Raw genomic sequence first — 25149 nt, forward strand, 5'->3', positions numbered from 1 at the left:
CACGCCGTGTCAATAAGAGTTACTGAAAATGGAGTGAACAGCAATACCTTTAGTCATTCGATGTATCACTGGTATCACTTGCGGCAACACCTGTAAGAATAGACTTTTCGTCAGCTAACTCAAAGATATATTTAAAAATTTCATCAGCCGCAAGGCATGCATTACCGGAAGTATATCCATTTTCAATACGAACTGCAATTGCATATTCAGGATCTGAAGCCGGTGCATATCCGATAAACATACCATGGTTCGGATGATAAATATTTACCTCGGCTGTACCGGTTTTACCTGCCACGTCTACTCCTAATCCATCAAACTGTTTATGAGTCTGAACCACTCGATACATTCCATCATGGATATCGTCCCATACATTCTGTGACACATCAACAGTGTTAATGATATCTGGTTCATATTCTTTGAGTGTTTCACCTTTAGAATTCGTCTGCCTGTCAAGTAAAGTCAGATCATATACATTTCCACTTGTAGCAATAGCGGTTGCATAACGAGCCAGCTGGCTGGTAGTATAAGCATTTGTACCCTGGCCGATATAAGACGGAACGGCATATGAGTTTGATACCTGCGGTGCAGACTCCGTAATCTCAATTCCTGTTTTCTTATCAAGTCCAATCTCAGCAGCATACTTCTGTAATACACTCAGACTTCGATTTTCTGAAAAATCACCATTCTCATCCTGTCCAAGCTTAAAACCAACCATATTGAAATAATAGTTGCAAGACTGTTCTATTGCTTCTCTGATCTCAATTTCCCCATGTCCCTGTTTATTCCAACAGTTAATTGGCGGAGTTACCAGGTCAAAAGAACCTGTACAATTAATATATGTTCCATCATCGATCACGCCTTCAGACATTCCGGCAATCGTAGAAAGAATCTTAAATGTAGAACCAGGTGCCGCTGTCTGCTGTGTTGCTTTGTTAAAGAATGGGCTGGACTGATCCAGAGACAGTTTTGTATAGTATTCTGTATCCATATTATTTACAAGTCGGTTATTATCATATCCAGGATAAGAAACACATGCCAACACATCTCCGGTCTTTACATCCGTAATCACTGCTGATGCAGAACAAGGCTCCAGTGCAAGCTGTGCAGGTTCAATCTCCAAGGTATAAATCTTATTGATCATAAAATCATACGCCGTCATAGCACCAGATGCCAATGCTTCATAAGTGCCGTCATCCTTCGATAAAATGCCTTGCTCATAAAGTACCAGGCAGATTTCTCTTCCTGAGATCGTATCTTCCTGAAGCATATATTTGTACAGAAGTTTAGAAAAACTGTTATCTGTTTTCAGATAATCTATCAGATAATCTGTAAGTGCTTTATATACCTCATCTGAATCCAGATAATCACCTTCTGTAGAAAATTTGGAAATATCGATCCAGTTCTGACTTGCTGCATATGTCAGATAATCTTTCAGGCTGATATTTTTATCTGTTGTCCATACCTGATAAGTGCTGTCAGATGTATCGATTGCATTTTTTGAAATAATTCCAAGAGTATCTTTCAGAAGATCATCACAAATATATGTGAGATATTCCTGAATCTGTTCATCTTCATCCTTTACAGCAGGAGGATTCTCACTTGTAAGTCTGTTAGTTATTGTATCAAAAACCTGTTGCTGTTTTTGCTGAAATTTGGCATATAAATTTTTTTCTGTATCAGAAGCATCTGCGTCACTGAATTTACTGATATCAATAACACTGTTCGACACCAGTGCATTATATACGTCATAAATCGGTATCTTAATCTGAGCTGCATCCTGAACACTGAAATCATATGTCTTGGTTGCTTCTATCTTAGACAACAAAATTCCGGCAACTCTTTGTTTCAATATCTGATAGATTGCAGACTGCCAGCTACTGTCTATAGTCAGATACGTATCATTACCTGCCACAGGTTCCACTCTTGTACTGTCATCAATTTTAAGTACTTTACCAAGGTTATCGACAGTAACAGTTTCCTCACCATCTGTTCCCTGCAATGAAGTTTCCATATATTTTTCAATGCCAGTTTTACCAACAATTGCATCATTGGAATAATCAGGGTTCTTTGCCCTTAATTCTTCCAATTCATCTGAGGAAGCCTGACCTGTATATCCAAGTATCGGTCCCATACTCACATCATCAATATATTTACGAATAGAATCTTCTACAATATCAATACCCTGAAGCTCCGCCTGATTTTCCTTGATAGCAGCTACTGATTTCTCACTTACATTTGTGGCAATCGTAACAGCCATATATTTTTTAAAACTGTTTGTACTTAATGCGTAACGAATCTTTGCCAGATCAAGAACATCCTGTTTGGACAGCTCCAGTGGCAGACCATGAGATTGAAGTTCTTCGTTGGTATAAGCATTATCTCCATAGAGAACAATGGAAAATTCCTTATTGCCGCTTAGATATTCAATCATCTCATCTGCAGTAGCCTTTTTTTGTTCTTTTGTCAGATTATCAATCAGCGCTTCACCATAAATATCTGCACGAAAACGGTTCAGTGTAAATCCCTCATCCACATCAAATACATAATTTCCATTCTCGTCCAGAACAATATGAAAACTGGTGCTTATGGAATCACCATTAGACTGAAGAATCTTCAGAACCTGATAAGCAATGCCATTCAGCGTAAGATTTTTTTCTCTGGTAGAATCATAAGTTCCGTTATCCTCAAAAGTCACAGAATAAGCCAGCACATTTGTTGCCAGCTCTTCTCCATTTCTATCATATATATTACCACGCGTGCTCTTGATCACACGTTTTTTGGTCGTCCTTGATTCAAATTTACTGATATAGTCCTGTCCCTGAATGATCTGCAGTTCAAAAAGCTGTCTTACTAAAGTTGCAGACATAAACACAAAAACAAGTACCAATACTGTAGTTCGTTTTATTCGTATCTTTTTAAAAAATCTTTTTATTTTAGTACCCAAATAGACTCACTTTCTTTCCTTGATGGATTATTCATAAAATGATAGTTAATATAATGAAATACCCGGTAAACAATCAATGTAAGAATCACTGTATAAAAAATCTCAGGCAGGATAATTCTATATAAATAAGTTCCAAGTCCTAAACGGCCACGAAGTAAAAACTGTAATGCATAGACAGCAAGACCATACAATAAATCTCCAATACCAGCAAGCATTACCGGAACTTTAATATCATCATCATAACAGATTCTATGTGCATATCCGCTGAGAAATCCAATATACATATAGATCAGAGCATAAAATCCAAATACAGATCCATAAAACATATCTACAAGAAAGCCGCAGAAAAAGCCTGTCCACATTCCACTTTTTCTACCTCGCATCAATCCCATCGATATACAAAGAATCAGAATAAGGTTCGGTGTGATAGATCCGATAGATATCACATGAAGAACTGTACATTGAAGAAGAAAACTTATAAGAATCATAAAAAATAATGTTATCTTACTCTTCATTCGCAGTTGCCTCCTGAGCTGCCTGTCCGCTGTCATCAACAGAATCCTGTTTATTTACTGTAATTACAAGTACATCTTTCAGGTGCTGAAAATCTACAGGTGTGACGATTGTTCCGGTTTTAGTCAGATTGTTGCTGTCCTGCCGGACTTCGCTGACATATCCGATAAACAATCCTTCTACATATTTTTCACTGATATTTGACGTTACAATACGTTCTCCGACTGTTACCTTATTATCCTGGTCATACATCTGACTGAAACTCAATTTTCCCTCATCAATCAATTCCAGGTCACCCTCTACCACACAATTATCCTGCGTGCTGACTGTCATGGCGCTGACATTACTGCTGTCATCAATGATGGAACGTACGGTTGCCCAATGAGTTCCTACCTCTGTTACAATTCCTACCAGTCCTTTATCAGCAATTACATTATTGTCCACACGTATTCCATCTGCTGATCCCCGGTTGATCATAAATGTATCATACCAGTTTCCAGGATCTTTGGATATTATCTCAGCGGCAACCTTTGGATATTCTGTATATTGCTGATCAAGATTATACATCTGCTGTAATCTTACATATTCTGTCTGATCCTGAATCAGCTTATTATTCTGTTCTGTAAGACTTTCTACCTGTGCCTTTAAATTCTCATTTTCGCTGAGGATTTCTTCTTTGTCGCGCATACGATCCTGCATTCCGGTAAGAACAGAACTGATCTTATTGATGCTGTTCTCAAATGGGACAATCACAATACCTGCCGCATCCTGCAATGGTGCAGTAGTAACACCGGAAGCAAATGTAGCAGCAATACAGCTGACACAAAAGATCGTCATAATGGCCAGAAGATGTTTACTTTTTAATTGAATCCTAAAACGTACTTTCTTTTTCAGGTTTTTCATGATGCACCCCTAAAAATTATAGTTTTCTCTGCGTAATCGGTACTGCCCATTTACGCAGATCTTTATCTCTGATTATTTTCTCAAGACCTGTAACTGCCGAAGTTTCATAAAGTTCTGACAGATTAAAGGTAAACCCAGTATAACTGGCAAGATATTTGTCTATATAAGGCAGTCTTGTACTGCCTCCTGTTATGTAAATACCCTGTTTTGCGATATGATAGGAAATCTGTGGCGGAATTCGTTCCAGAAATGTCTTCATTTCTGCTGCAATCTCATTCAGACAATTCATAATTCCATCATTTACCACGTATGATGAAATGACTTCTTCTCTCGGGAGTCCGGAAATGCAGTCGATTCCGACAACTTTTCGAACTCCTTTTTTCTGATCACTAAGACGTCCCATTACCATCTTAAGCCTCTTGGCAGTTCGTGTCCCTATCTGCAGATTATACCTCTTACGTATTTCACTGCAGATAGATTCATTCATCTGTCTGCCACCCAATGGTATTTTCTTACTGATAATAATCTTTCCGTCAGTAATAATCGATACTTCTGTACTCTGTGCACCGATATTAACGATCATATTTCCTTCCGGATCTTCCAGATTCACACCCATGGCAATCGCATCGGCGATTGGTGCTTCCACCATGAATACACGATTTTTCTTCAGCCAGTGACCGTTTGCCACATGAAAATAAGCCCTTTTCTCGACGGCAGTCATATCCAGCGGAACTGTAAAATACATCACCGCTCCAAATCCGAGAATATGATCGATCTTACGAATCATGCTGTAAAGAACGATTTCCTGAAGTTCCAGGTTAGCAATCATACCAAATGTCATCGGCGAAGCAACTGCAATATCTGTAGGTGACTTCTCAAACATCTCATACGCTTCGTTACCCATAGCAATGATCTTACGCCCTTTGGATGCAATCATATTTTTCTCAATATAAGTTTTGTTCCTAAAAAAAGAATAGACCTTTACGGAACTGCTCCCCAAATCTATTCCATATGTTTTCTCAAACAGCATGTATCTGCCCCTTTATCGTTATTGTCCGCATATAAATCCTGACAGACAGTATCTCCTCTGTTTCTGATTACCAGATGCAGAATAAACAGTACTCTCTTATTCTACACATTCTTCCCACAATCCTTCTTCTCTGAAGCTACAATACTTCTGATCTCCAATTACAATATGGTCAAGGAGATGTATGCCAATCAATTCCCCTACCTGATAAATTCTTGTCGTAATCTGTACATCATCCGGACTTGGTGTGGGATCGCCACTTGGGTGATTATGAATCAATATCAGACTGACTGCATGGCGGCGTAACGCCTCCATATAGATTTCTCTGGGTGTTACCATTGATCCCGTTGCAGTTCCCCTGGTCAATATTTTATCTCCCAGAAAGTGCCCCTTTACATCTGACATCATACAGATTACAACTTCTTGTTCTTCATGACGAAGTTCTTCCATATAATAGGCTGCAATAGAAGCCGGATTATTCATAACCAGCTGAGGTCTGGCAGCATTTCTTGCAATCCTTTTGGAAAGCTCGCCAATGCATTTCAGCTGAACGGCTTTTACCTGTCCGATTCCATTTATTTTCATAAGATCCTGTACAGATATATGTAAAAGTCCTGTCAGTCCGGGATAGGAAGATTTCTCCATAACCTTAAGAATTTCCTGTGCAAGTGTCAGTGAATTCTTTCCCTGAGTACCACTACGCAAAATTACTGCCAGCAGTTCGCTGTCACTTAATGCGCTTTCGCCCTGTGTAAAACATTTCTCATATGGACGCTGCTCCTCCGGCAGTTGTTTCATGATATTATTTGTATTATTCATAAGTTTGCTATCTGCTCTCTAAAGCTTTTGGGCAAATTGCAAATTATATTCTAACATAAAAGAGGAGAGATGTACACTCTCCTCCCAAAGTTTTTATGTGAACTTTATGTGTAGCAATGTTATATTACATATTCTGTCAGCTACTTTGTAATTGCATATTTTCTGCACACTGTCTCCGCAACTTTTATTCCGTCCATAGCTGCGCTTGTAATTCCGCCTGCATACCCTGCGCCCTCACCACAAGGGTAAATTCCTCCTATATTTGCCACAAGTTCCTGATCGCGCACAATTCTTACAGGAGAAGAGGTACGGCTTTCTATACCACTGAGAAGTGCATCTTCTCTGTCAAATCCGGAGATTCTTTTTCCAAAAAATTTCACACCTTCTTCTATCGAATCACCTACAGCCTTTGGCAGAATAGAACGGACATTTGCCAAAGTATATTCTCCTTTCATACATGGCAAAACGTCTCCCAATGCTTCGCTTGACTGATTTTTGCAGAAATCCCCAAATAGCTGAACAGGAATCTTACCTTTTCCAAGTTCCCAGGCTTTTCTTTCCAGATCACGCTGAAATTCTACGCCGCCAAGTGCTCCTTTTTCCGGAAAATCCTCAGGTGTGACTGTCACGATCATTGCACTGTTGGCATTTCTGGAGTCACGCGCCTGATAACTCATACCGTTAACAGCAAGGCGTCCAGGCTCAGAAGATGCATTTACTACATATCCACCAGGACACATACAGAAAGAGTAAACACCTCTGCCGTTCTCACATTTATGAGTTACTTTGTAGCTGGCAGCCCCAAGCAGTTCATTCTCCGGTTCTCCATACAGATCCATATTGATCATTTCCTGTGGATGCTCGATACGCAGTCCTACGGCAAACGATTTCGGTTCCATATAAACGCCACGTTTCTGAAGCATCTCAAAGGTATCTCTTGCGCTATGCCCAAGAGCAAGCACACAAACTTCAGCCGGGATTTTTTCACTGTTGTTTATCTCCACTTCTTTCAGCGCACCATTCTCAAAAATAAGATCTGTCACTTTTGAACGAAAGCAGAATTTTCCGCCCATATCCTCTATCTCATGGCGCATTTTCTCAACGATTCCCACCAGGACATCGGTTCCCAGATGAGGTTTCTGCTGATAAATAATCTCCTCCGGCGCACCGGCAGCAACAAAGCGCTTCAGCACTTCATGGTTGCGTCCATAAGGATCCTTAACAAGGGTATTCAGTTTTCCATCTGAAAAAGTACCGGCACCGCCTTCTCCAAATTGTACATTGGATTCAGGATCAAGAACTCCATTCTTCCAGAAGTTCTCTACGGTTTTCTGACGTTTATCTGCCTCTTCGCCTCTTTCAAGGATAACGGGACAATATCCTGCCTTCGCAAGATACCATCCACAGAAAAGTCCGGCAGGACCGCTTCCTACGATTACCGGTGGATGTATTAGTGGTGTTTCACCTGGCTTTGGAAACTGATATTGTTTTTCTTTAGCTAACATAACATTGTTATTGTTAACTTTTTTAACAATTTTCTGCTCATCTTTGATTTTTACATCGATTGTATATACAAAAATCTTATCATTCTTATGTCGGCAGTCTAAAGACTGTTTCTTTATCTCATAAGTGAAACTACTTCCTGGGTTCTTTAGCGTCTTTAAAATTTTCTTTTCAAGTTGTGCCTGTGTATGTGTGATTGGAAGCTTAAGCTGTGAAATTCGAATCATTTTTTATCCTCCTTTGCAGCATTAATACCGGCAACTGCTCCGCTGCTCCATGCCCACTGTAGATTATATCCCCCACATGTACCATCAATATCCAGAAGTTCCCCTGCGAAATACAAATTTCTGCAAAATTTTGATTCCATAGTATGATCATTCACCTGAATCGTATCTACACCTCCGGAACAAACCTGCGCCTGAGAAAATGACATTCCATCCTGAACCTCAAGCGGAAATTCCTTTATTGCGGAGATTAAATGTTTCTGGGAAGTAAGAACCTTTATCAGTTTTTCCGGGAAAAGACCGACTAAAAGTTCTTTTTCATTTTTATATGGACACGCTTTTTTTCGTGAGTGTAACAATTGTTTTAATTCTTCTTCGGATAACTCTGGCATGAAATTTATACGTAATGCTACTTTATGACCATCTCTGACAGCACGAATTGCATAAGTACTGATCTGAAATACAGGAATGCCGGATATTCCGTATTCCGTAAGCTGAAGTTCGCCTCTCTCCGATTTGTAAAATTTTCCGTCTATAAAAAGTGAAACTTCTCCTTCCGTACGTACGCCAGCCCACACTTTAAAGGCAGGCCCTTTACATTTTAATGCCGTCAAAGCCGGGTAAACCGGAATAATGTGGTGTTTTAAACTCTCTGCAAGTTCATATCCACTTCCATCTGAACCAGAAATAGAGGAAGCCTTCGAACCATTGGCAAGTATAAGAGCATCCGCCTCATAGTGCCATCCTTTTGTCAGAACCTGAAAGTTTCTGCCGTTCTTCTCTGTCTCTATCGCAATAACCTGTTCGTTTGTCTTTATTTTTATACCCAGATTGGATGCTTCCATGCATAACACATCTACAACGCTCTGTGCCTGATTACTTCTCGGATACAGGTATCCATTCTTATCCAACGGAAAAATTCCCAGTTTTTTAAAAAATTCCACCGTATCTTTGACAGAAAACTGTGCCAGCGCATGATTTACAAACTCGGGATGCTTCCCTCTGTATGCATCATCTGGCATCACAAGATTTGAAAAATTACATTTACCATTTCCTGTCGCACAGATTTTTTTTCCCGGCTTTTCATTTTGTTCCAGAACAGTGACCGCCGCCCCGTTTCTGGCCGCCATAATCGCCGCCATCAGTCCTGAAGCGCCAGCACCTATGATCACTACCTGCCTCTTTTTCATAGTCCACCCTCAGCCATTTATTATTTTAAAGTCACAAGACCTTTATCTACCATTTTCTGCAGAGACATCAGCACACCAAGTTTTGCATGTTCCCAGGTAAGTCCACCCTGGAAGTATACTGCATATGGTGGTTTCATCGGACCATCTGCCGAGAGTTCAATAGAAGATCCCTGGACAAATGCTCCTGCTGCCATAATAACCTGACTGTCATATCCCGGCATATCCCACGGTTCCGGATCTACGTAGCTGTCAACCGGCGCTGCCGCCTGAATACCTTTGCAGAAAGCAATTAACCCATCCGGTGTTCCAAGGCTTACTGCCTGGATAATATCCTGACGTTCCTCTGTAGAATTCGGAATCACAGGGAATCCTAATCTTTCATAAATATTTGCCGCAAAAACAGCACCTTTTAATGCACCCTTGGTAACCATTGGTGCAAGGAAAAATCCCTGAAAAAATGAGCGGTTCACTCCAAGAGTTGCACCTACTTCACTTCCAAGTCCCGGACAAGTCATTCTGTAAGAGGCATTCTCCACACATTCTTTGGTACCTGCAATATATCCGCCAATTGGAGCAAGTCCGCCGCCCGGATTTTTGATCAGCGAGCCAACAACCATATCTGCCCCTACGTCACTTGGTTCGATCGTATCTACGAACTCACCATAACAGTTGTCTACCATGCAGATAACATCCGGTTTGATACTCTTAACAAAAGCAATCAGTTCTCCAATCTGCTTTACAGAGAAAGATGGACGTGTCTGATACCCCTTAGAACGCTGAATTTCAACAAGGCGGGTTTTTTCATTGATTGCCTTGCGAATACTGTCATAATCAAAAGTTCCATCTTCCAGAAGTTCTACCTGACGATAGCTTACACCATATTCTGCAAGAGAACCTTTTGACGGACGAATACCAATCACTTCTTCCAGTGTATCGTATGGTTTTCCTGCCGGTGCAAGAAGTTCATCACCTGGACGAAGATTGCCAAACAGCGCAATTGCCAGTGCATGAGTACCGCATGTAATCTGTGGACGCACCAGACATGCCTCTGTATGGAAAGTATCTGCATAAACTTTCTCAAGTGTCTCACGTCCGATATCATCATATCCGTAACCAGAAGAACTTCCGAAGCATTCTGCGCTTACCTTGTTCTTCTGCATGGCAAGAAGCACCTTCATCTGGTTGTATTCTGCTGTTTTATCAAATTTATCAAATCTTTCTTTCAGGGATTCCTCAATTTCATGACCGAAGTCGTAAACTTCAGAGGAGATTCCAAGCTGTGCATACATTTCTTTCATAATCTGTTTATTCCTCATATATTTTATAGTCTGTAATCTCTTAATCTAATACTGCAAATAAAAATTTAACTGAATCAATGTTATTTATAAAATCTCTCTTTCACGACAAATTTCCAACATTTTTTCAAGAATCAAATCTTCATTATAGTCAAATTCATCTTTATTCATCCAAATCGTATCTTTTTCTCTGCGAAACCAGGTAAGCTGGCGCTTGGCGAAGTGTCTGGTATCTCTTTTAAGGATTCGTACTGCCTCTTCCAGAGGATATTCCCCATCCAGATATGCAAGGATTTCTTTATAGCCCAGTCCCTGCATGGAAACCATTCCTCTGTGGTAGCCCATACTTTTCAGTTTCTGTACTTCCTCAAGAAGTCCCTTCTCAAGCATTTCATCAATACGGTCATCAATACGTTTATAAAGAAGATCTCTGGGGACATTCAGAACAAAATATGCCAGATTGTATGGCGTCTCGTGTTCTTTCTGCTCCTGGTTATGAGCTGAAATCGGAAAATGATTCTGATGATAAAATTCCAGGGCACGAATCACACGTTTTACATTATTGGCATGAATTTCTTTTGCACTGACAGGATCAACCTCCAGCAGCATCTGATGAAGATATTCATTTCCTTTCTCTGCTGCAAGCTGTTCCAGTTCCTGACGGTATCCGTCTTCCTGCTCTGCCTGAGTAAAATCAATATCTTTGGTAATTGCCTGTATATAAAACCCGGTTCCACCTACCAGAATCGGAATCTTTCCTTTTGCATAAATCTCTTTCATGGCGGCTTTTGCCATCTGCTGAAACTTTACAATATGAAACTCTTCTTCAGGCAGCAGTTCATCTACCAGATAATGCTTCACTCCCTGCATTTCTTCCTGACGAATCTTAGCAGAGCCAATATCCATATATTTATATACCTGCATGGAATCTGCGGAAATAATTTCACCGTTTACCGCTTTGGCAAGCGCAATAGAGAGATGAGTTTTTCCTGCTGCCGTCGGTCCGGTAAGAACAATCAATGGCTTTTTCATAGTAACTCCTTATATTAAAATAAAAACAGTATAATCCCTGTTCACTGCATACATAATAACACACATTATACAATACGTTTAAATTTCTTTTCCAGTTCTGTCTTTGTCATGGAAATAATCGTCGGGCGTCCATGTGGACAATGATAAGGATTATCCAAGGTCAGAAGCTCATCAATCAACATATTTGCCTCTTGAACAGACATCTGATGGTTTCCCTTTACTGCGGCCTTACACGCCATCGTTGCAAGTCTGGAAGCAAAGATTCCAAGGGGATCTTTATCTTTCTCAGATGCAAGATTATCCAGCATTTCCAGAAACAATTCTTCCTCATCCAGCCCATAGAGATTGGTCGGTACGGCATTAATGCAATATTCCTTACCTCCAAATGGCTCGATCTCAAAACCAAAATCTTCAAAATATTTTCTGTTTGTTTCAAGCAATGCCTCTTCCTGAAGATTCAGGGATACGATCAGTGGAGGAGAAAGATACTGGGATTCTATCGTCTGCTCACGAAATCTTTTAACAAAACGTTCGTAATAGACCTTCTCATGAGCCGCATGCTGATCTATGATAAAAAATCTGTCTTCAAATTGTACAAGCCAGTACGTATCAAAAATCTGACCGATCAGCTGATGACGGCTTCTGGATTCAGGGGCCAGAAGTTTCTCTTCAAACAATTCTAACTGTTGTGGTTTTTGCTCTTTCTCTACTTCCTGTACTCTTTCAGCACTTTCATCACAGGTTTCTGCATTCTCATTTGAATCCACTACATTTTTATTCACAGAAACAGTTGCTTTCTGTGACATATTTACCTGCATTGCGTCGGGCTGTTTTTCATGTATATTTTTGTCGTTTATTGTTCCTTCGAAAAGCTTCTCCTCTGCTTTTGTAAAAGGATCTTTTGTCTGATAAATCTTTTGCTCACGTACTGCCTGTTCCGCCATAGTGATAGTTCCTCGCGGAAGTGTTGAATAAGAAGAAATCTGTTTTTTATCCATAGCAGTACCTGGTGCAGATACTGTCCTATCATTGCCTTTTATCGACACATTCGAAGTACGATTAACTGTGTTCGATACTTGTGTTCGATACTCCGGCATTTCAGCACGACGTTTCATTTCAAATGGCTCCGGTATATCTCCCGGTTTTACCACAGACGACAGTTTCTTTACCGGTTCTTCTTTTCCAAAAGGTACTGTCTGGATCATTTCTCTTGTAGTAAGCGCCTTATGAACCGTCTCATAAACGGCATCGTAAACTTCCGTTCCTCTGGCAAACCGTACTTCCATCTTACTTGGATGTACATTTACGTCCAGATCATTTCCCTCCATCTGGATATGAAGAGAAACAAAGGGAAACTTATGCTGCATGAGAAATCCCTTATAGGCATCCTCGATTCCCTTTGCAATGATCCTGTTTTTTACAAAACGTCCGTTAATATAGTAATTCTCAAAAGTACGGTTGCCTCTGGAAATCTCCGGTTTTCCCACAAAACCCTCAATCTTCATGAAATCATTCTCGTAGGATACTTCAAGAAGTGCTTTGGTAATATCTCTTCCATATATATTATAGATCACATCTTTTATATTGTAATTACCGGATGTGTGAAGCTTCACCTGTTTATTCTGGATATATTTAAAAGAAATCTCAGGATGGGACAATGCCAGCTGCTCCATCAAAGTGCTGACATAATTTCCCTCCGTAGTATCTGATTTCAGAAACTTGCTTCTTGCAGGTGTATTGTAAAAAAGATTTCTTACCAGGAAAGTAGTTCCTTCCGGAGCCCCCATATCCTCTAAAGACTCCTGTACACCACCATTGATCACATAGCGGACTCCGCTTAATGCAGATGGGGTCTTTGTGATCAGTTCCACCTGTGCAACAGCGGCAATACTGGACAAAGCCTCACCGCGAAATCCAAGAGACGCAATGTGTTCCAAATCCTCAACCTTCTCAATCTTACTGGTGGCATGACGCAAAAATGCCAGGGGTACCTGATCTCTTTCCATACCCCCGCCATTATCTGTGATACGTATCATCTTTTTGCCGCCGTCTGTGATCTCCACTGTTACAGCAGTTGCTCCTGCATCAATTGCATTCTCCACAAGCTCCTTCACAATGGAGGACGGACGTTCCACCACCTCACCGGCAGCGATCTTATCTATGGTCTGCTGGTCTAATACTGCAATTTTTCTCAACTTTTATCACCATCTGTTCTTAATCTTGTTTTGCAGGTTATAAAGTGTGTTCATTGCCTCGATAGGAGTCATATTTCCCATATCAAGACCCTTGATTTCTTCTATGATGTCATCATCTTTAACGGTATCAAACAGGGACATCTGTGCCATATCCATCTGATCATATACCGGCTTCTTCTTTTTCGTCGTGGTTAAATCCTTTACTGCTGCCGTAATATCCGCATCACTGAGCTCCTCTACCAGTTCCTTCGCACGCTGGATTACAGAATCAGGCACACCTGCCAGCTTGGCAACCTGAATACCATAGCTCTTATCTGCACCACCCTGAACAATTTTACGTAAGAATACGATATCGTCTCCTTTTTCTTTGACTGCGATACAGTAGTTATTCACTCCTGGGATTTTTCCCTCCAACTCGGTAAGCTCATGATAATGAGTTGCAAATAAAGTCTTGGCACCACAGAGCTTGGTGTTGCTGATATGTTCGATTACCGCCCACGCAATGGCAAGTCCATCGAAAGTACTCGTACCACGTCCAATCTCATCAAGGATCAGAAGGCTTCTTGCAGTTGCATTTCTCAAAATATTGGCAACTTCTGTCATCTCCACCATAAATGTACTCTGACCACTTGCCAGGTCATCTGATGCACCTACACGTGTAAAGATTCTATCAACAATTCCGATGTTTGCTTTTTCAGCAGGGACAAAGCTTCCGATCTGTGCCATCAGTACGATCAGGGCAGTCTGTCTCATATATGTAGACTTACCTGCCATATTTGGACCTGTGATAATGGATACCCTTTTTTTATGGTTGTCCAGATATGTATCATTTGCAATAAACATATCGTTCTCAATCATCTGCTCTACAACCGGATGACGGCCATTCTTGATGTCAATCACACCTGTTGTGTTTGTTTTTGGACGCACAAAATGATTTCGTTCTGCAACCAGTGCAAGAGAAGCAAACACATCTAATGCGGCTACTGCCTTGGCTGTTTTCTGAATACGCACAACCTCTTTACCGACAGTATCACGCACACTACAGAATAATTCATATTCCAGCGCATAAAGCTTGTCCTCTGCACCAAGAATTAAATCTTCCAATTCCTTCAATTCCTGTGTAATGTAACGTTCTGCATTAGAAAGTGTCTGCTTACGAATATAGTTGTCAGGTACCTGGTCTTTAAATGTATTGGTAACCTCCAGTGAATAACCAAATACACGATTATATTTAATCTTCATTGTCTTGATACCGGTACGCTCACGTTCCCTTGCTTCCAGTTCTGAAAGCCATTTCTTACCATCTGTCCTGGAACGGCGGAATTTATCTACATCTTCATTATAACCTTCTTTGATAATACCGCCATCCTTCTGTGCAAGAGGCGGATCTTCCACGATGGCACGTTTAATCAGATCTGTTACATCTTCCAGAGAGTCCATATCTTCATAAATTTTCTGAAGCAGGGGAGTCTTAAATTCTTTTAATACCTGTTTTATATATGGAAGCATTTCCAGTGAAGAAGCAAAAGCGATCAGATCCCGCGGATTAGCTGACTTATAACTGATACGGCTGATCAGTCGTTCCAGATCATAGACAGGTCCCAGATATTCCCTGATCTCGTCGCGAAGCATTCCATTTTTATTTAACTCTTCCAACGCCTCAAGACGTTCCTCGATCTCATCTCTGTCGATCAATGGCTGTTCTACATAACTGCGAAGTGTTCTGGCACCCATGGCAGTCTTTGTCTTATCCAGTACCCAGAGAAGAGAACCTCTTTTCTGTTTTTCACGTAATGTTTCTACAAGTTCAAGATTCCTGCGGCTGGAGCTGTCAATCAGCATATACTTTTCTGCTGCATAGGGACGGATAGTTGTCATATGGGACAAGGCTGTTTTCTGGGTTTCTTTCAGATATAAGAAAAGAGCTCCTGCAGCAATGATCCCGCAGTCATAATCACCAACGCCCAATCCCTCCAGAGAACCTACATGAAAATGATCTTTTAGTGTGCGGCGGCACAACTCGTCATCGAAATACCAGGAATCCAATGAAAAAACACAAATCCCAAGACGGTTCTGCAAGTCATCTGTATCTATATTAGACATATAAAAAGAATCATTACAGATAATCTCTGCAGGAACAAATTTATTGATCTCATCAAGAAGTTTCTGAGGTTTGTCCACCTCAGTAAGGAAACAGTCACCTGTTGTAATGTCTGCAATAGCGCATCCGAAATGTTCTTCCATAGACACAATAGACATCAGGTAATTATTCTTTGTCTCATCAAGAGCAGCAGCATCCAGTGTGGTTCCTGGGGTTACGATCCTTACAACCTCACGCTTTACCAGTCCTTTGGCTTTTTTAGGATCCTCTACCTGCTCACAGATTGCTACCTTATGACCCCGCTCGATCAGACGATTAATATAAGTCTCCGCAGCATGATAAGGGACACCACACATGGGTGCCCTCTCCTCTAATCCGCAGTCCTTTCCTGTAAGGGTAATCTCCAGTTCCCTGGTGACAAGCAATGCATCATCAAAAAACATTTCATAAAAATCTCCCAGACGGTAAAATAGAATGCAGTCTTTATATTGTTCCTTTGTCTTGCAGTATTCCTGCATCATCGGACTCATTGCCATTTAATTGTTATCTCCTATCTTCATAACAGCTCACTACTGTTTTTTATCTCATATATATTGTATTTTTGACATCTTAAGATTTTAACATGAATAAATAGAAGATGCAAGAACTACATTGTTTCCGATTGATTTTTTACTTTTGCAGATGCTATAATTATAGTATTCTCATATATGGAAATCTATCAGAATAGTCTTTGATTTTTATAAAAATCGTACAATTCTGTAAAAAAGAGAGGGAATCTTATGCGTATCCAGAAACTTCACATTAAAAACTTCCGATACATTCGCAGTCTTGAAATCTGTGATATAGAAAATGCCTTAATACTGGTTGGAAAAAATAACGTGGGAAAAACAGCAGTTCTCAGCGCGCTCTGCGCAGTAGGCGGGCAATACGAGATTGCAGAAACTGATTTTAATGAAAAAAAACAAAATATAGAGATTGATATCACTCTTGAAATCACACAGGAAGACCTGGAACTTCTTCACAGACTCCGTAAAGTCAGTTCCTACCGGAGAATGGAAATCTGGATGAGGGAATTTCAGAAAAAGCTCCCATCCTATAAAGGTAATATGCTGACATTTTCCTACATTGCTAATTACAATGGGCGTATTCGATTGTCGGATGGATATCACAAAAACAATCCTGCCATTCGAGAAGTTTTTCCAAAGATATATTATCTGGACAGTCAACGTGATCTGAACGGAATTCAGGATAGTCTCTTATCATTTATGGAAGATGATCTGCTGAATCAGATGCGCGCCGACTGCTGCCTTTTTGACCGTTCCAAGAAATGCAATCACTGTTTTTCCTGTATCGGACTGATAAATCAAAAAATGCCGTCTCAGCTAAATGCTTTTGAGACTGAGAAACTTTTAGAATATAAATTGTACCAACTGAATCTTGACAGTTTTTCTCAGCGAGTCAACGAAAACTTTCATAAAAACGGCGGTACATCTGGAACCATCTGTTATGAATTGACCTGCAATACAGACAGGATTTTTCAGGTAAATGCATATCTGGAGTCAAAAGAGTCGCACGTACCGGAACATATTTCTTCTCTGGGAAAAGGAATGCGCAGTATTTATATGCTTTCTCTGCTGGAATCCTATCTGGAGGATGAAGAACGTGTCCCTGGAATGATTCTTATGGAAGATCCGGAGATTTTCCTGCACCCTACCTTACAGAAGAAATCCAGTGAAATTCTGTACAGACTTTCCAGAAAAAGCCAGGTTATTTTTACAACACATTCCCCAAATCTGCTGTTCCAGTTTAACAGCAGGCAGATTCGTCAGATGGTTTTGGATGAGGATGGATATTCAGTGATCCGAAGCCATACAAATCTTTCTGCAATCCTGGATGATCTGGGATTTACTGCCAGTGACCTTCTGAATGTCAGCTTTGTCTTTATTGTGGAAGGTAAACAGGACAAAAGCCGGCTGCCACTGCTTCTGGAAAAATATTATTCTGAAATTTACGATCAGAAAGGAAATTTGTCAAGGATTTCCATTATTTCTACTAACAGCTGCACTAACATAAAAACTTATGCCAATCTTAAATATATCAATCAGACATATCTGCGTGATAATTTCCTGATGATCCGGGATGGGGATGGTAAAGATGCAGAAGAACTGGCTTCTTCCCTGTGCAGGTATTATGAGGCTCGTAACCGTGAGGATATGGACAGACTGCCGCGTGTGACTCGAGAAAATGTTCTGATCCTGAAGTATTATTCCTTTGAGAATTATTTCCTGGATCCGAAGATAATGGAAAAAATCGGAGTGATAAAAAGTGAGGATGATTTCTACGAAATCCTGTTGAAAAAGTGGAATGAATATCTATACAAATTAAAAAGCGGTCAGCATCTCACAGAAATGATCGGCCATGCTCTCAAAAATACTACAGATATCAGAGAACATATGGAAGAAATCCGTATCTGTCTCCGCGGACATAATTTATATGATATCTTTTACGGAAGATTCCGTAAAAACGAAACTGAAATCCTCAAATCCTATATAGAGGAGGCTCCAAGGGATACTTTTAAAGATATTCTGGATGCAATTGACCGTTTTGTTTATTTTGAGAACAGAAAAAAATAATTCATGAAGAGGGATGCCACGCATGGCATCCCCTTTTCATCAGGAAACTGTTATTACTTTTCCCATAAACAGTATTTCGTCATTGCTCCTGTCATAGATCAGGAAGGCAAAAGGACGAGTGAGTTCCACATTTTTGATAACTGGTTCTTTCTCCTCTACAGCTGACATACATTCCATGATAACTGCTGTCACCGCTGCTGCTTTCGTGCCGTTTTCATCCAGTTCCAGTTTTGTTTTCTGCAGTATCGTATCTACATTTACATTTTTGTCTGCAATACCAGAGAAATCAGCGTTGCTGGAAAATATATTATCAAGCCCCAGGCTTGAGAGTATGTCATTTAGGATGGCGGTAGTCTCAAAATCAAGTTTTGGCATCTTACATTGTACTTCGTCATACTCTGGCTGAGATTTCAGAAGTCCACCAATATCCAGATCCTCAAGTGTAAAATCGCCTTCATCGACAGGCAGGATTCCGACAAAACTCAGTCCGTTTGCATACTCCCTGTCAAATGCTGTTGCCTTATCATTTTCATAATACCTGTCTCCGGCACAGGTCATGTATTTTGTCTTTTCATTGTTTCCAAACTTCTCTTCTGTATCAGAAACATTCCAGGGTTCTCCACTCCATCCGGACTCAAAATATAGTAAATTAGTTAAGCACAGTCCGGTAGTATCATTGATCAGATCCGGGGTTATGATTTTCGGGATCAGCCCTTCCGTATTTTTGTCACACCAGGAATTAATGATACCGCATGTTTTCTCGGCAGCGGAAAAATCTACATTTTCCACTTCAGCCCCAAAACCGTTCGTTACTGAATTTTTAAATTCTTCCTGTAATGTCAGATTATTATCCACCCAGACTGCATCTGCAATCTTTAATTTTGACTTATATCCGTAACTCTCATCTTCAGTATTATATTCTTTAATCTTGTTCAGATATTCCTTTGCATAGGATGCAAAATCATCGGTTCCCAGGTAATTACATAGAACTTCTTTTGTCTCTCCTTTTGCACCTGCTGCGATCATGCCCAGCGCAAAATTAAGGCTTGTGGGACTGAACATAATATTTTCCCCATTGACTGCCGCAGAGATTTGGTCTGTCATTTTTACGGAATTCTGTAATGTTACGGCTTTGTCGATACTGGCTCCTTTATTACCGGACACCGTGTCTTCATTGCTGCTTTGGATTTCACTGGCTTTTGCGGAAACGGCATATATGCCGACAGCTGGCAGTGCGACAGTCATAGCTGCCAGTATTCCGATTAAGAGTTGTTTTCTTATCATAAGGCATTTCCTCCTCTGGCATTTTTTTTAGTTTAACATATTTTTCTTTCGGTTCTGTAATCTGTGGAAAATAGAATACCTTCAACATTGCAGGTACATTGGTGTTAGGGGATTCCGTATCAGGAATGACAAAGTAAGCTTATCCCGCTTGATCTCGATAGAAATTACTTTTCCATTTTTTGGATAATTATATCAAAAAGCTCCAACTGTAATTTTTATGCAATGAAAGATTTCCTTTTCAAAGAAGCAAAAATATTGTATCATAGTAATAATCTGGGTTTTTTGCCCGATGTATCTGTCATGTACAGAACAGTAACTTATGATAAAAATTCTGTTGAGAGGAGAATTTATGTTTGAAACGATCATTGACGCAATCAACACATTTCTTTACAGCAAATTGCTGATTGTGATATTAATTGGTTCCGGCATCTATTTTACTATTCGGACCAGATTTCCGCAGGTACGTTTATTCCGAAAAGCCTGTAATGCTGTCATGGAGAAGCCAGAGGGAAAAGAAAGTGTGTCATCCTTTCAGGCACTGATGGTCTCTACGGCATCTCGTGTAGGGACAGGCAACATTGTTGGAGTCTCTTCCGCTATCTGCATCGGTGGTGTAGGCTCCGTGTTCTGGATGTGGATCATTGCCATTCTTGGCAGTGCATCAGCTTTGGCAGAAAGCACACTGGCACAGATATATAAGAAAAAAGGGGAAGATGGCAGGTGTTATGGTGGTCCTGCTTATTATATAGAAGCAGCACTGCATAGCAGAGGATTGGCAGTGGTTTTCTGTATAGCCATGATCCTGACTTATGCATTTGGATTTAATATGCTAGCTTCTTACAATCTTCAGTCTACCTTTGCCGGCCAGCCATTTTACAATGCAGATATCACGCCTTGGATCATTGGAGGAATTCTGGCACTGGTAATGGGATGGTGTCTGCTGGGTGGCGGTAACAGAATTGTAAAAGTAACCTCTACCCTGGTGCCATTTATGGGAATTGCATATATTCTGGTATCCCTGTTGGTCGTAGTATTGAACATCGGACAGCTTCCATCAGTCATGGCACAGATTTTCAAAGAAGCATTTGACTTTAAAGCCATTTTTGCCGGTTTTGCCGGATCGGCCATGATGCAGGGGATCCGAAGAGGTCTGTATTCCAATGAAGCAGGTATTGGTTCTGCACCAAATGCAGCAGCGTCTGCAGTAGTCAGCCATCCGGTCAAGCAGGGACTTGTACAAATGTTGTCTGTGTTTATTGACACATTATTATTGTGTACTGCAACTGCCATGATGTGTCTGGTATCTGGTGTGATACCTGCAAAAGAACTTCAGGGTGCACCATGGGTGCAGGCAGCACTTCACAAGACACTTGGTTCTTTTGGCCCATATTTTATCATGATCGCCATGGTATTATTTGCTTTCACCACATTATTGGGAAATTGTTTCTACTGTGACAATCTGCTGACTTATATTCATAAAAAACAACCGGGCAGGAAATTCATGACAGGATTTCGCATTGTATCAGCACTGGCAGTATTTTTTGGTGCAGGTATGGAAATGACATTACTATGGCATATCTCCGATGTATTGATGGGGGTAATGGCGTTGATCAACATTCCGGTAATCCTGATACTGTCCAATACTGTAGTGAAGGCATTAAAGGATTACGAAATACAGATTCAGCAGAAAAAGAATCCTGTATTTTTCAGTAAGAATATTGACCTGAAACAAAAAACAGATTACTGGAATGAAAAAAACTAACCAATAGTTAATAAAAATCCCAGACGGAAAGACAAAAATGCAATGTAAAAAATTCCCATTGAAATCAGACAAAAGCAGGGCAGAAACAGCATTAAAACTGTTTCTGCCCTGCTTTTATATTCAGATGATATCATGTTTTATTATTTCACTGTAACATCCAAGAAAGAGAACCTATTTCTTTGTCTTGAATTTCTTCATTGTGGAATATGGACTGTAAACTCTGGACTTGTTCTTGGAGGTTCTATTCCAGGAACGTACTGTCACATACCAGTTGCCTTTCTTTACGTTTGTAAAGGTTACAGTTACGGTATTTTTGCCTTCTGTACGTTTCACATATTTCTTAACCGGATATTTCTCACCTGCGGAAGTCTTGTATTTGGTTCCAAGCAGTATTTCATAACCTGTGGCATTTTTGCATTTTGTGTAAGTAACAGTCACTGTGTTTCCTTTTACAGTGATATTCCTGATCTTTGGCTGTTGTGGTGTGATAACAGTGATCTTAATCTTCTTAATCTTTGACCAGGAACCATAGACCTTATTGCCCTGTGCATCCAGAGCCCAGCTTCGGGCTGCCACATACCAGGTACCTTTTGAAAGATATCTGAAAGATGCCTGTGGCTTGCCGGTTGAGGAAACTGTTTTGCTGAACTTTCCGGTTTTGAGCATATCTGATTTCTTGCTGATCACGAAGTCATAACCCTGAGCGCCCGCACATCCTTTGGAAAGTCTGACAGTAAGCTTGTTTCTGTCGATGGAGTGGCTGGATATCTCTGTGTTGGCAGGTCGCAGGTATGCACCGTTTTCATCTGTGATACTTCCGTCTGTGTGAATGACTCTGCCATTGAGAGATTCTGTACCAAATGCTATGAAATAATCCTGTCCTTTGGAAAGAGTAAAGTCAGCATATGGAATACTGCGCTCAAATGCACCGCCTACAGTTACGGTCTGGATGCACTGCAGAACCCCATTCTCAACATCATACCAGAACAGATTTGCCATAAGTCCTGCACAGGAGGCATCTGTTTTTACAGAAAGCACAGCCGGGAAATCGAAAGCTCCGCTTCTTCCAAGATGGAAACCGAAATCATTCTGGTTTGCGGAGATCAGGCTGTATAATGCTGCCGGGATATATTCTGCTGTGTTTGTAACAGAAAGATCGGTATCCGCAGGTATTTCTGCTGTAATGGAAGTACCGTTGATCTTCCAGATGAAACCATTCTCCATATCAAGGTTCAGGGAAATATCTTTGCCTTTTATCCCGGATAAAACAGAAGCAGGAAGTGTCCTGGCACCATTCATGATAATGGAGATGGTATCTTTTTCTTTGGAAGCCTTAATCAGATTATTGACAGCATCCCAGCCTTTCTTCTGGAAACTTCCCTCAATGTAAGGTTCCCCGTCGCCAAGTTTACCGAGGGTTTTTGTATCCTGATGTTTGCATCGTTTACAGGTGTAAGTTATGATTCCGTCAGTTTCTGTAGTTGGTTCTGTAGTGATAACGCCATTGTCATAGTCATGACCGTATGCGGAAATGGTATAACCATAGGAAAGTGTTTCATTACAGTCTGTGCAGTAGGTATCTCCGCTATATCCGCTGGAAGTACAGGATGGAGAGGAGTAATAACGTCCGGCGGTGTGTTCGTGCGTGCATGCTTTTCTGGTGATTGTGTAAGTAACAACTTCTGTGTCATAGTTTCCTTTGTTTGCGTCTTCGCCAGTGTAAACTGCGGTAGCGGTATTGTCTCCGACATTCAGATCTTTAGTTTTATCTGAATCTTGCCATTCCCAATTTTCAGGAAGAGGATTAGGAACAATCTCATTTACTTTCTTACAGGACCATGGTACGGATATTGCAGGATTGGTTGGTTTATTTGAAGGTGCTTGTGCTTTTGAAATGACATATTCCCATTCTGATGCAGATATGTCATTGGCTGAATTGTAGTAGTCACCTTCATCCACATTAATCTTAAAAGTATAAGTACCTGCATCTGTAGGTCTGTTTATGAGTGAAGTTCCATCTTCTTTAAAATATGTTACACGAGTAATTGTACCATGACCGGTGATATCATCTTTCCATTCAATATAGTTACTAATATCAACAGGGGTATCTTTAGTATATGTAAAATTGAGCTGCGTATAATCAAATTGGGCAGCGGTGGGATCTGTTTTTATACGAATAAACTGGTTGTTAGTTTGATTGAAAGAATATGTCCTTTTGTCATTCCCGACAGTTATAGTGTGATCTGCGCCAGTTAGCCATGCATACAGGTTATTATCGACAGAATTATTAGTTACATGATTATATGTTATCCAGTCAACACCATCTATACTTATATTTCTTTTTTGAGGATTAGAAACAGTACAGAGATATACTTCTGGATTATTACCAGTGCTATTTAAGTTCTTGTGGGGAGGGCAGCCAAATCCAACACCATAAGTAGAAGTAGCAGTTACGGATCCACCGCTAATGGCAATATTACTGCAGGTGCCCCCGTTAGATCCCCCGCCAATTCCGGCACCCCGAGTAGAAGTAGCAGTTACGGATCCACCGCTAATGGTAATGTTACTGCCGGTGTTCCCGAATCCCCCGCCAATTCCGGCACCAATACTAGAAGTAGCAGTTACGAATCCACCGCTAATGGTAATGTTACTGCCGCTGCCTCCGTTAGATCCCCCGCCAATTCCGGCACCAGAATCAGAAGTAGCAGTTACGGATCCACCGCTAATGGTAATGTCACTGCCGCTGCCTCCGTTAGATCCCCCGCCAATTCCAGCACCAAAATCAGAAGTAGCAGTTACGGAGCCACCTCTAATGGCAATGTTACTGCCGGTATTCCCTTGACCCCCGCCAATTCCGGCACCAAAAGTAGAAGTAGCAGTTACGGAGCCACCTCTAATGGTAATGTCACTACTGGATTTAAAGTGATCCCCGCCAATTCCGGCACCATAACTACTTATGGCAATTAATTCTCCGGTAGTGTTTGGAGAGTTATCTATTGTAAGTTTGGCAGCGTTATCTTTCTGTAAGGCTGCATTCCATCCACTGTTAAGCTTATTGATTCCTTCTAAATATATGTAAACTTGAGCTTGAACACTACTTTGAATTTGCAACGCCGAACCAGTAGACGTATTGATATTTACATTATCAAGATAAATCTTGATGTTGTCTTTCTCTGAAATATGTGTTCCATCAACCACAATTCTATTTGCTGTTTCCTGGCTATTACTGCATGTGAATTTGTAATCTCCTGCCGAAGTTATAGTATAAACTCCACCCGAAACCTTAGTATTATCAGTTAAATCAATTACTTCATTTTGTGCATTTTCCGCAGCAGCCATTGCCTCATCGGGGGTATCGTTAAATTCAGGAATATCCTCCGAACTGAATACAGACAGTTCCTCATCTGTCTCTCCTACTGCTTCCTGCTCCTCATTGGTAAAAATCTCCAGAGTTTCTTCCTCAGACACTACATCCGGATTTCCGGAAGTAAATTCCCCCGCAAATATAGTGGGGGGCATATTTGTGGAACACAGTGCAAGTGCCAGAATCCCGGCTAATAACTTTTTCTTCATACTTTCACCTCTCCTTTCTTTATACATGATCTTCTACGCCTTGACTCTTTTGTCCTCTGTTTCTGAATTTGATACATAATGCGGTAATCACGACTGCCACAGTAAAGGAAATGACAGCTACCAACACATAACCGCCTGCGTCCTCATGCAG

15 protein-coding genes are annotated in these 25149 nt (G+C 40.7%); 2 read left to right on the plus strand and 13 right to left on the minus strand.

Features of this window, described 5'->3' with window-relative positions; genetic code table 11:
* Window positions 1-49: 49 nt before the first annotated feature.
* The 11 genes from WKT11_RS18445 to mutS all read right to left on the minus strand — a co-directional run bounded on the left by WKT11_RS18445 (window position 50) and on the right by mutS (window position 16282).
* Complete coding sequence (locus WKT11_RS18445; RefSeq protein WP_117677409.1) at window positions 50-2944, minus strand: penicillin-binding transpeptidase domain-containing protein; 2895 nt, start codon at window positions 2942-2944, stop codon at window positions 50-52.
* Entirely contained in the window at window positions 2929-3459 is a 531-nt protein-coding gene (gene mreD, locus WKT11_RS18450) for a rod shape-determining protein MreD (protein ID WP_117677410.1), read from the minus strand. Before mreD ends, WKT11_RS18445 begins: the two co-directional genes overlap by 16 nt.
* Window positions 3449-4360 (minus strand): rod shape-determining protein MreC, encoded by a 912-nt coding sequence (mreC, locus tag WKT11_RS18455; RefSeq protein ID WP_117677411.1) that lies wholly within the window; start codon window positions 4358-4360, stop codon window positions 3449-3451. The genes mreD and mreC overlap by 11 nt, the downstream gene beginning before the upstream one ends.
* Before the next feature lie 16 nt (window positions 4361-4376).
* A complete protein-coding gene (locus WKT11_RS18460; protein ID WP_117677412.1) occupies window positions 4377-5390 on the minus strand; it encodes a rod shape-determining protein in 1014 nt (337 codons plus the stop codon).
* Window positions 5391-5486: 96 nt separating this feature from the next.
* Window positions 5487-6206: a RadC family protein gene (radC, locus tag WKT11_RS18465; RefSeq protein WP_117677413.1), complete on the minus strand. Its 720-nt coding sequence runs from the start codon at window positions 6204-6206 to the stop codon at window positions 5487-5489.
* 140 nt (window positions 6207-6346) lie between these two features.
* Entirely contained in the window at window positions 6347-7936 is a 1590-nt protein-coding gene (locus WKT11_RS18470) for an NAD(P)/FAD-dependent oxidoreductase (RefSeq protein WP_117677414.1), read from the minus strand.
* Window positions 7933-9123, minus strand: coding sequence for an NAD(P)/FAD-dependent oxidoreductase (locus WKT11_RS18475; RefSeq protein WP_117677415.1), 1191 nt, complete (start codon window positions 9121-9123; stop codon window positions 7933-7935). Before WKT11_RS18475 ends, WKT11_RS18470 begins: the two co-directional genes overlap by 4 nt.
* 20 nt (window positions 9124-9143) lie before the next feature.
* Window positions 9144-10421 carry a methionine gamma-lyase family protein gene (locus tag WKT11_RS18480; protein WP_117677416.1) on the minus strand — a complete coding sequence of 426 codons (1278 nt, stop codon included), beginning with the start codon at window positions 10419-10421 and terminating at the stop codon, window positions 9144-9146.
* 84 nt (window positions 10422-10505) lie between these two features.
* Window positions 10506-11450 (minus strand): tRNA (adenosine(37)-N6)-dimethylallyltransferase MiaA, encoded by a 945-nt coding sequence (miaA, locus tag WKT11_RS18485; protein ID WP_117677417.1) that lies wholly within the window; start codon window positions 11448-11450, stop codon window positions 10506-10508.
* A 65-nt stretch (window positions 11451-11515) separates the two neighbouring features.
* Window positions 11516-13645 carry a DNA mismatch repair endonuclease MutL gene (mutL, locus tag WKT11_RS18490; RefSeq protein ID WP_117677418.1) on the minus strand — a complete coding sequence of 710 codons (2130 nt, stop codon included), beginning with the start codon at window positions 13643-13645 and terminating at the stop codon, window positions 11516-11518.
* A gap of 6 nt (window positions 13646-13651) precedes the next feature.
* The gene (mutS, locus tag WKT11_RS18495) at window positions 13652-16282 is read right to left on the minus strand and encodes a DNA mismatch repair protein MutS (RefSeq protein WP_117677419.1); all 2631 of its coding nucleotides are present in this window, start codon (window positions 16280-16282) and stop codon (window positions 13652-13654) included.
* Between the two features lie 243 nt (window positions 16283-16525).
* Between mutS and WKT11_RS18500 the strand changes: the two genes are divergently transcribed.
* A complete protein-coding gene (locus WKT11_RS18500; RefSeq protein WP_118575101.1) occupies window positions 16526-18379 on the plus strand; it encodes an ATP-dependent nuclease in 1854 nt (617 codons plus the stop codon).
* 39 nt (window positions 18380-18418) lie between these two features.
* Here WKT11_RS18500 and WKT11_RS18505 read toward each other — a convergent pair whose 3' ends face one another.
* Complete coding sequence (locus tag WKT11_RS18505) at window positions 18419-19663, minus strand: serpin family protein (protein ID WP_117677421.1); 1245 nt, start codon at window positions 19661-19663, stop codon at window positions 18419-18421.
* 349 nt (window positions 19664-20012) lie between these two features.
* Here WKT11_RS18505 and WKT11_RS18510 point away from each other — a divergent pair, with 349 nt between their 5' ends.
* Window positions 20013-21425, plus strand: coding sequence for an alanine/glycine:cation symporter family protein (locus WKT11_RS18510; protein WP_117677422.1), 1413 nt, complete (start codon window positions 20013-20015; stop codon window positions 21423-21425).
* Window positions 21426-21596: 171 nt separating this feature from the next.
* On the opposite strand, the gene WKT11_RS18515 is transcribed toward WKT11_RS18510, so the two are convergent.
* Window positions 21597-24998, minus strand: coding sequence for a carbohydrate-binding domain-containing protein (locus tag WKT11_RS18515; RefSeq protein ID WP_118419895.1), 3402 nt, complete (start codon window positions 24996-24998; stop codon window positions 21597-21599).
* Between the last annotated feature and the right edge of the window lie 151 nt (window positions 24999-25149).

The organism is Blautia sp. HCN-1074 (assembly GCF_037890165.1).
In the GTDB taxonomy this organism is placed as follows: domain Bacteria; phylum Bacillota; class Clostridia; order Lachnospirales; family Lachnospiraceae; genus Blautia_A.

Coding starts and splice junctions, on each gene's coding strand:
- mreD (WP_117677410.1), bottom strand. CDS start 3,459: ATGAAGAGTAAGATAACATTATTTTTTATGATTCTTATAAGTTTTCTT.
- mreC (WP_117677411.1), bottom strand. CDS start 4,360: ATGAAAAACCTGAAAAAGAAAGTACGTTTTAGGATTCAATTAAAAAGT.
- WKT11_RS18460 (WP_117677412.1), bottom strand. CDS start 5,390: ATGCTGTTTGAGAAAACATATGGAATAGATTTGGGGAGCAGTTCCGTA.
- radC (WP_117677413.1), bottom strand. CDS start 6,206: ATGAATAATACAAATAATATCATGAAACAACTGCCGGAGGAGCAGCGT.
- WKT11_RS18470 (WP_117677414.1), bottom strand. CDS start 7,936: ATGATTCGAATTTCACAGCTTAAGCTTCCAATCACACATACACAGGCA.
- WKT11_RS18475 (WP_117677415.1), bottom strand. CDS start 9,123: ATGAAAAAGAGGCAGGTAGTGATCATAGGTGCTGGCGCTTCAGGACTG.
- WKT11_RS18480 (WP_117677416.1), bottom strand. CDS start 10,421: ATGAAAGAAATGTATGCACAGCTTGGAATCTCCTCTGAAGTTTACGAC.
- miaA (WP_117677417.1), bottom strand. CDS start 11,450: ATGAAAAAGCCATTGATTGTTCTTACCGGACCGACGGCAGCAGGAAAA.
- mutS (WP_117677419.1), bottom strand. CDS start 16,282: ATGGCAATGAGTCCGATGATGCAGGAATACTGCAAGACAAAGGAACAA.
- WKT11_RS18500 (WP_118575101.1), top strand. CDS start 16,526: ATGCGTATCCAGAAACTTCACATTAAAAACTTCCGATACATTCGCAGT.
- WKT11_RS18505 (WP_117677421.1), bottom strand. CDS start 19,663: ATGATAAGAAAACAACTCTTAATCGGAATACTGGCAGCTATGACTGTC.
- WKT11_RS18510 (WP_117677422.1), top strand. CDS start 20,013: ATGTTTGAAACGATCATTGACGCAATCAACACATTTCTTTACAGCAAA.
- WKT11_RS18515 (WP_118419895.1), bottom strand. CDS start 24,998: ATGAAGAAAAAGTTATTAGCCGGGATTCTGGCACTTGCACTGTGTTCC.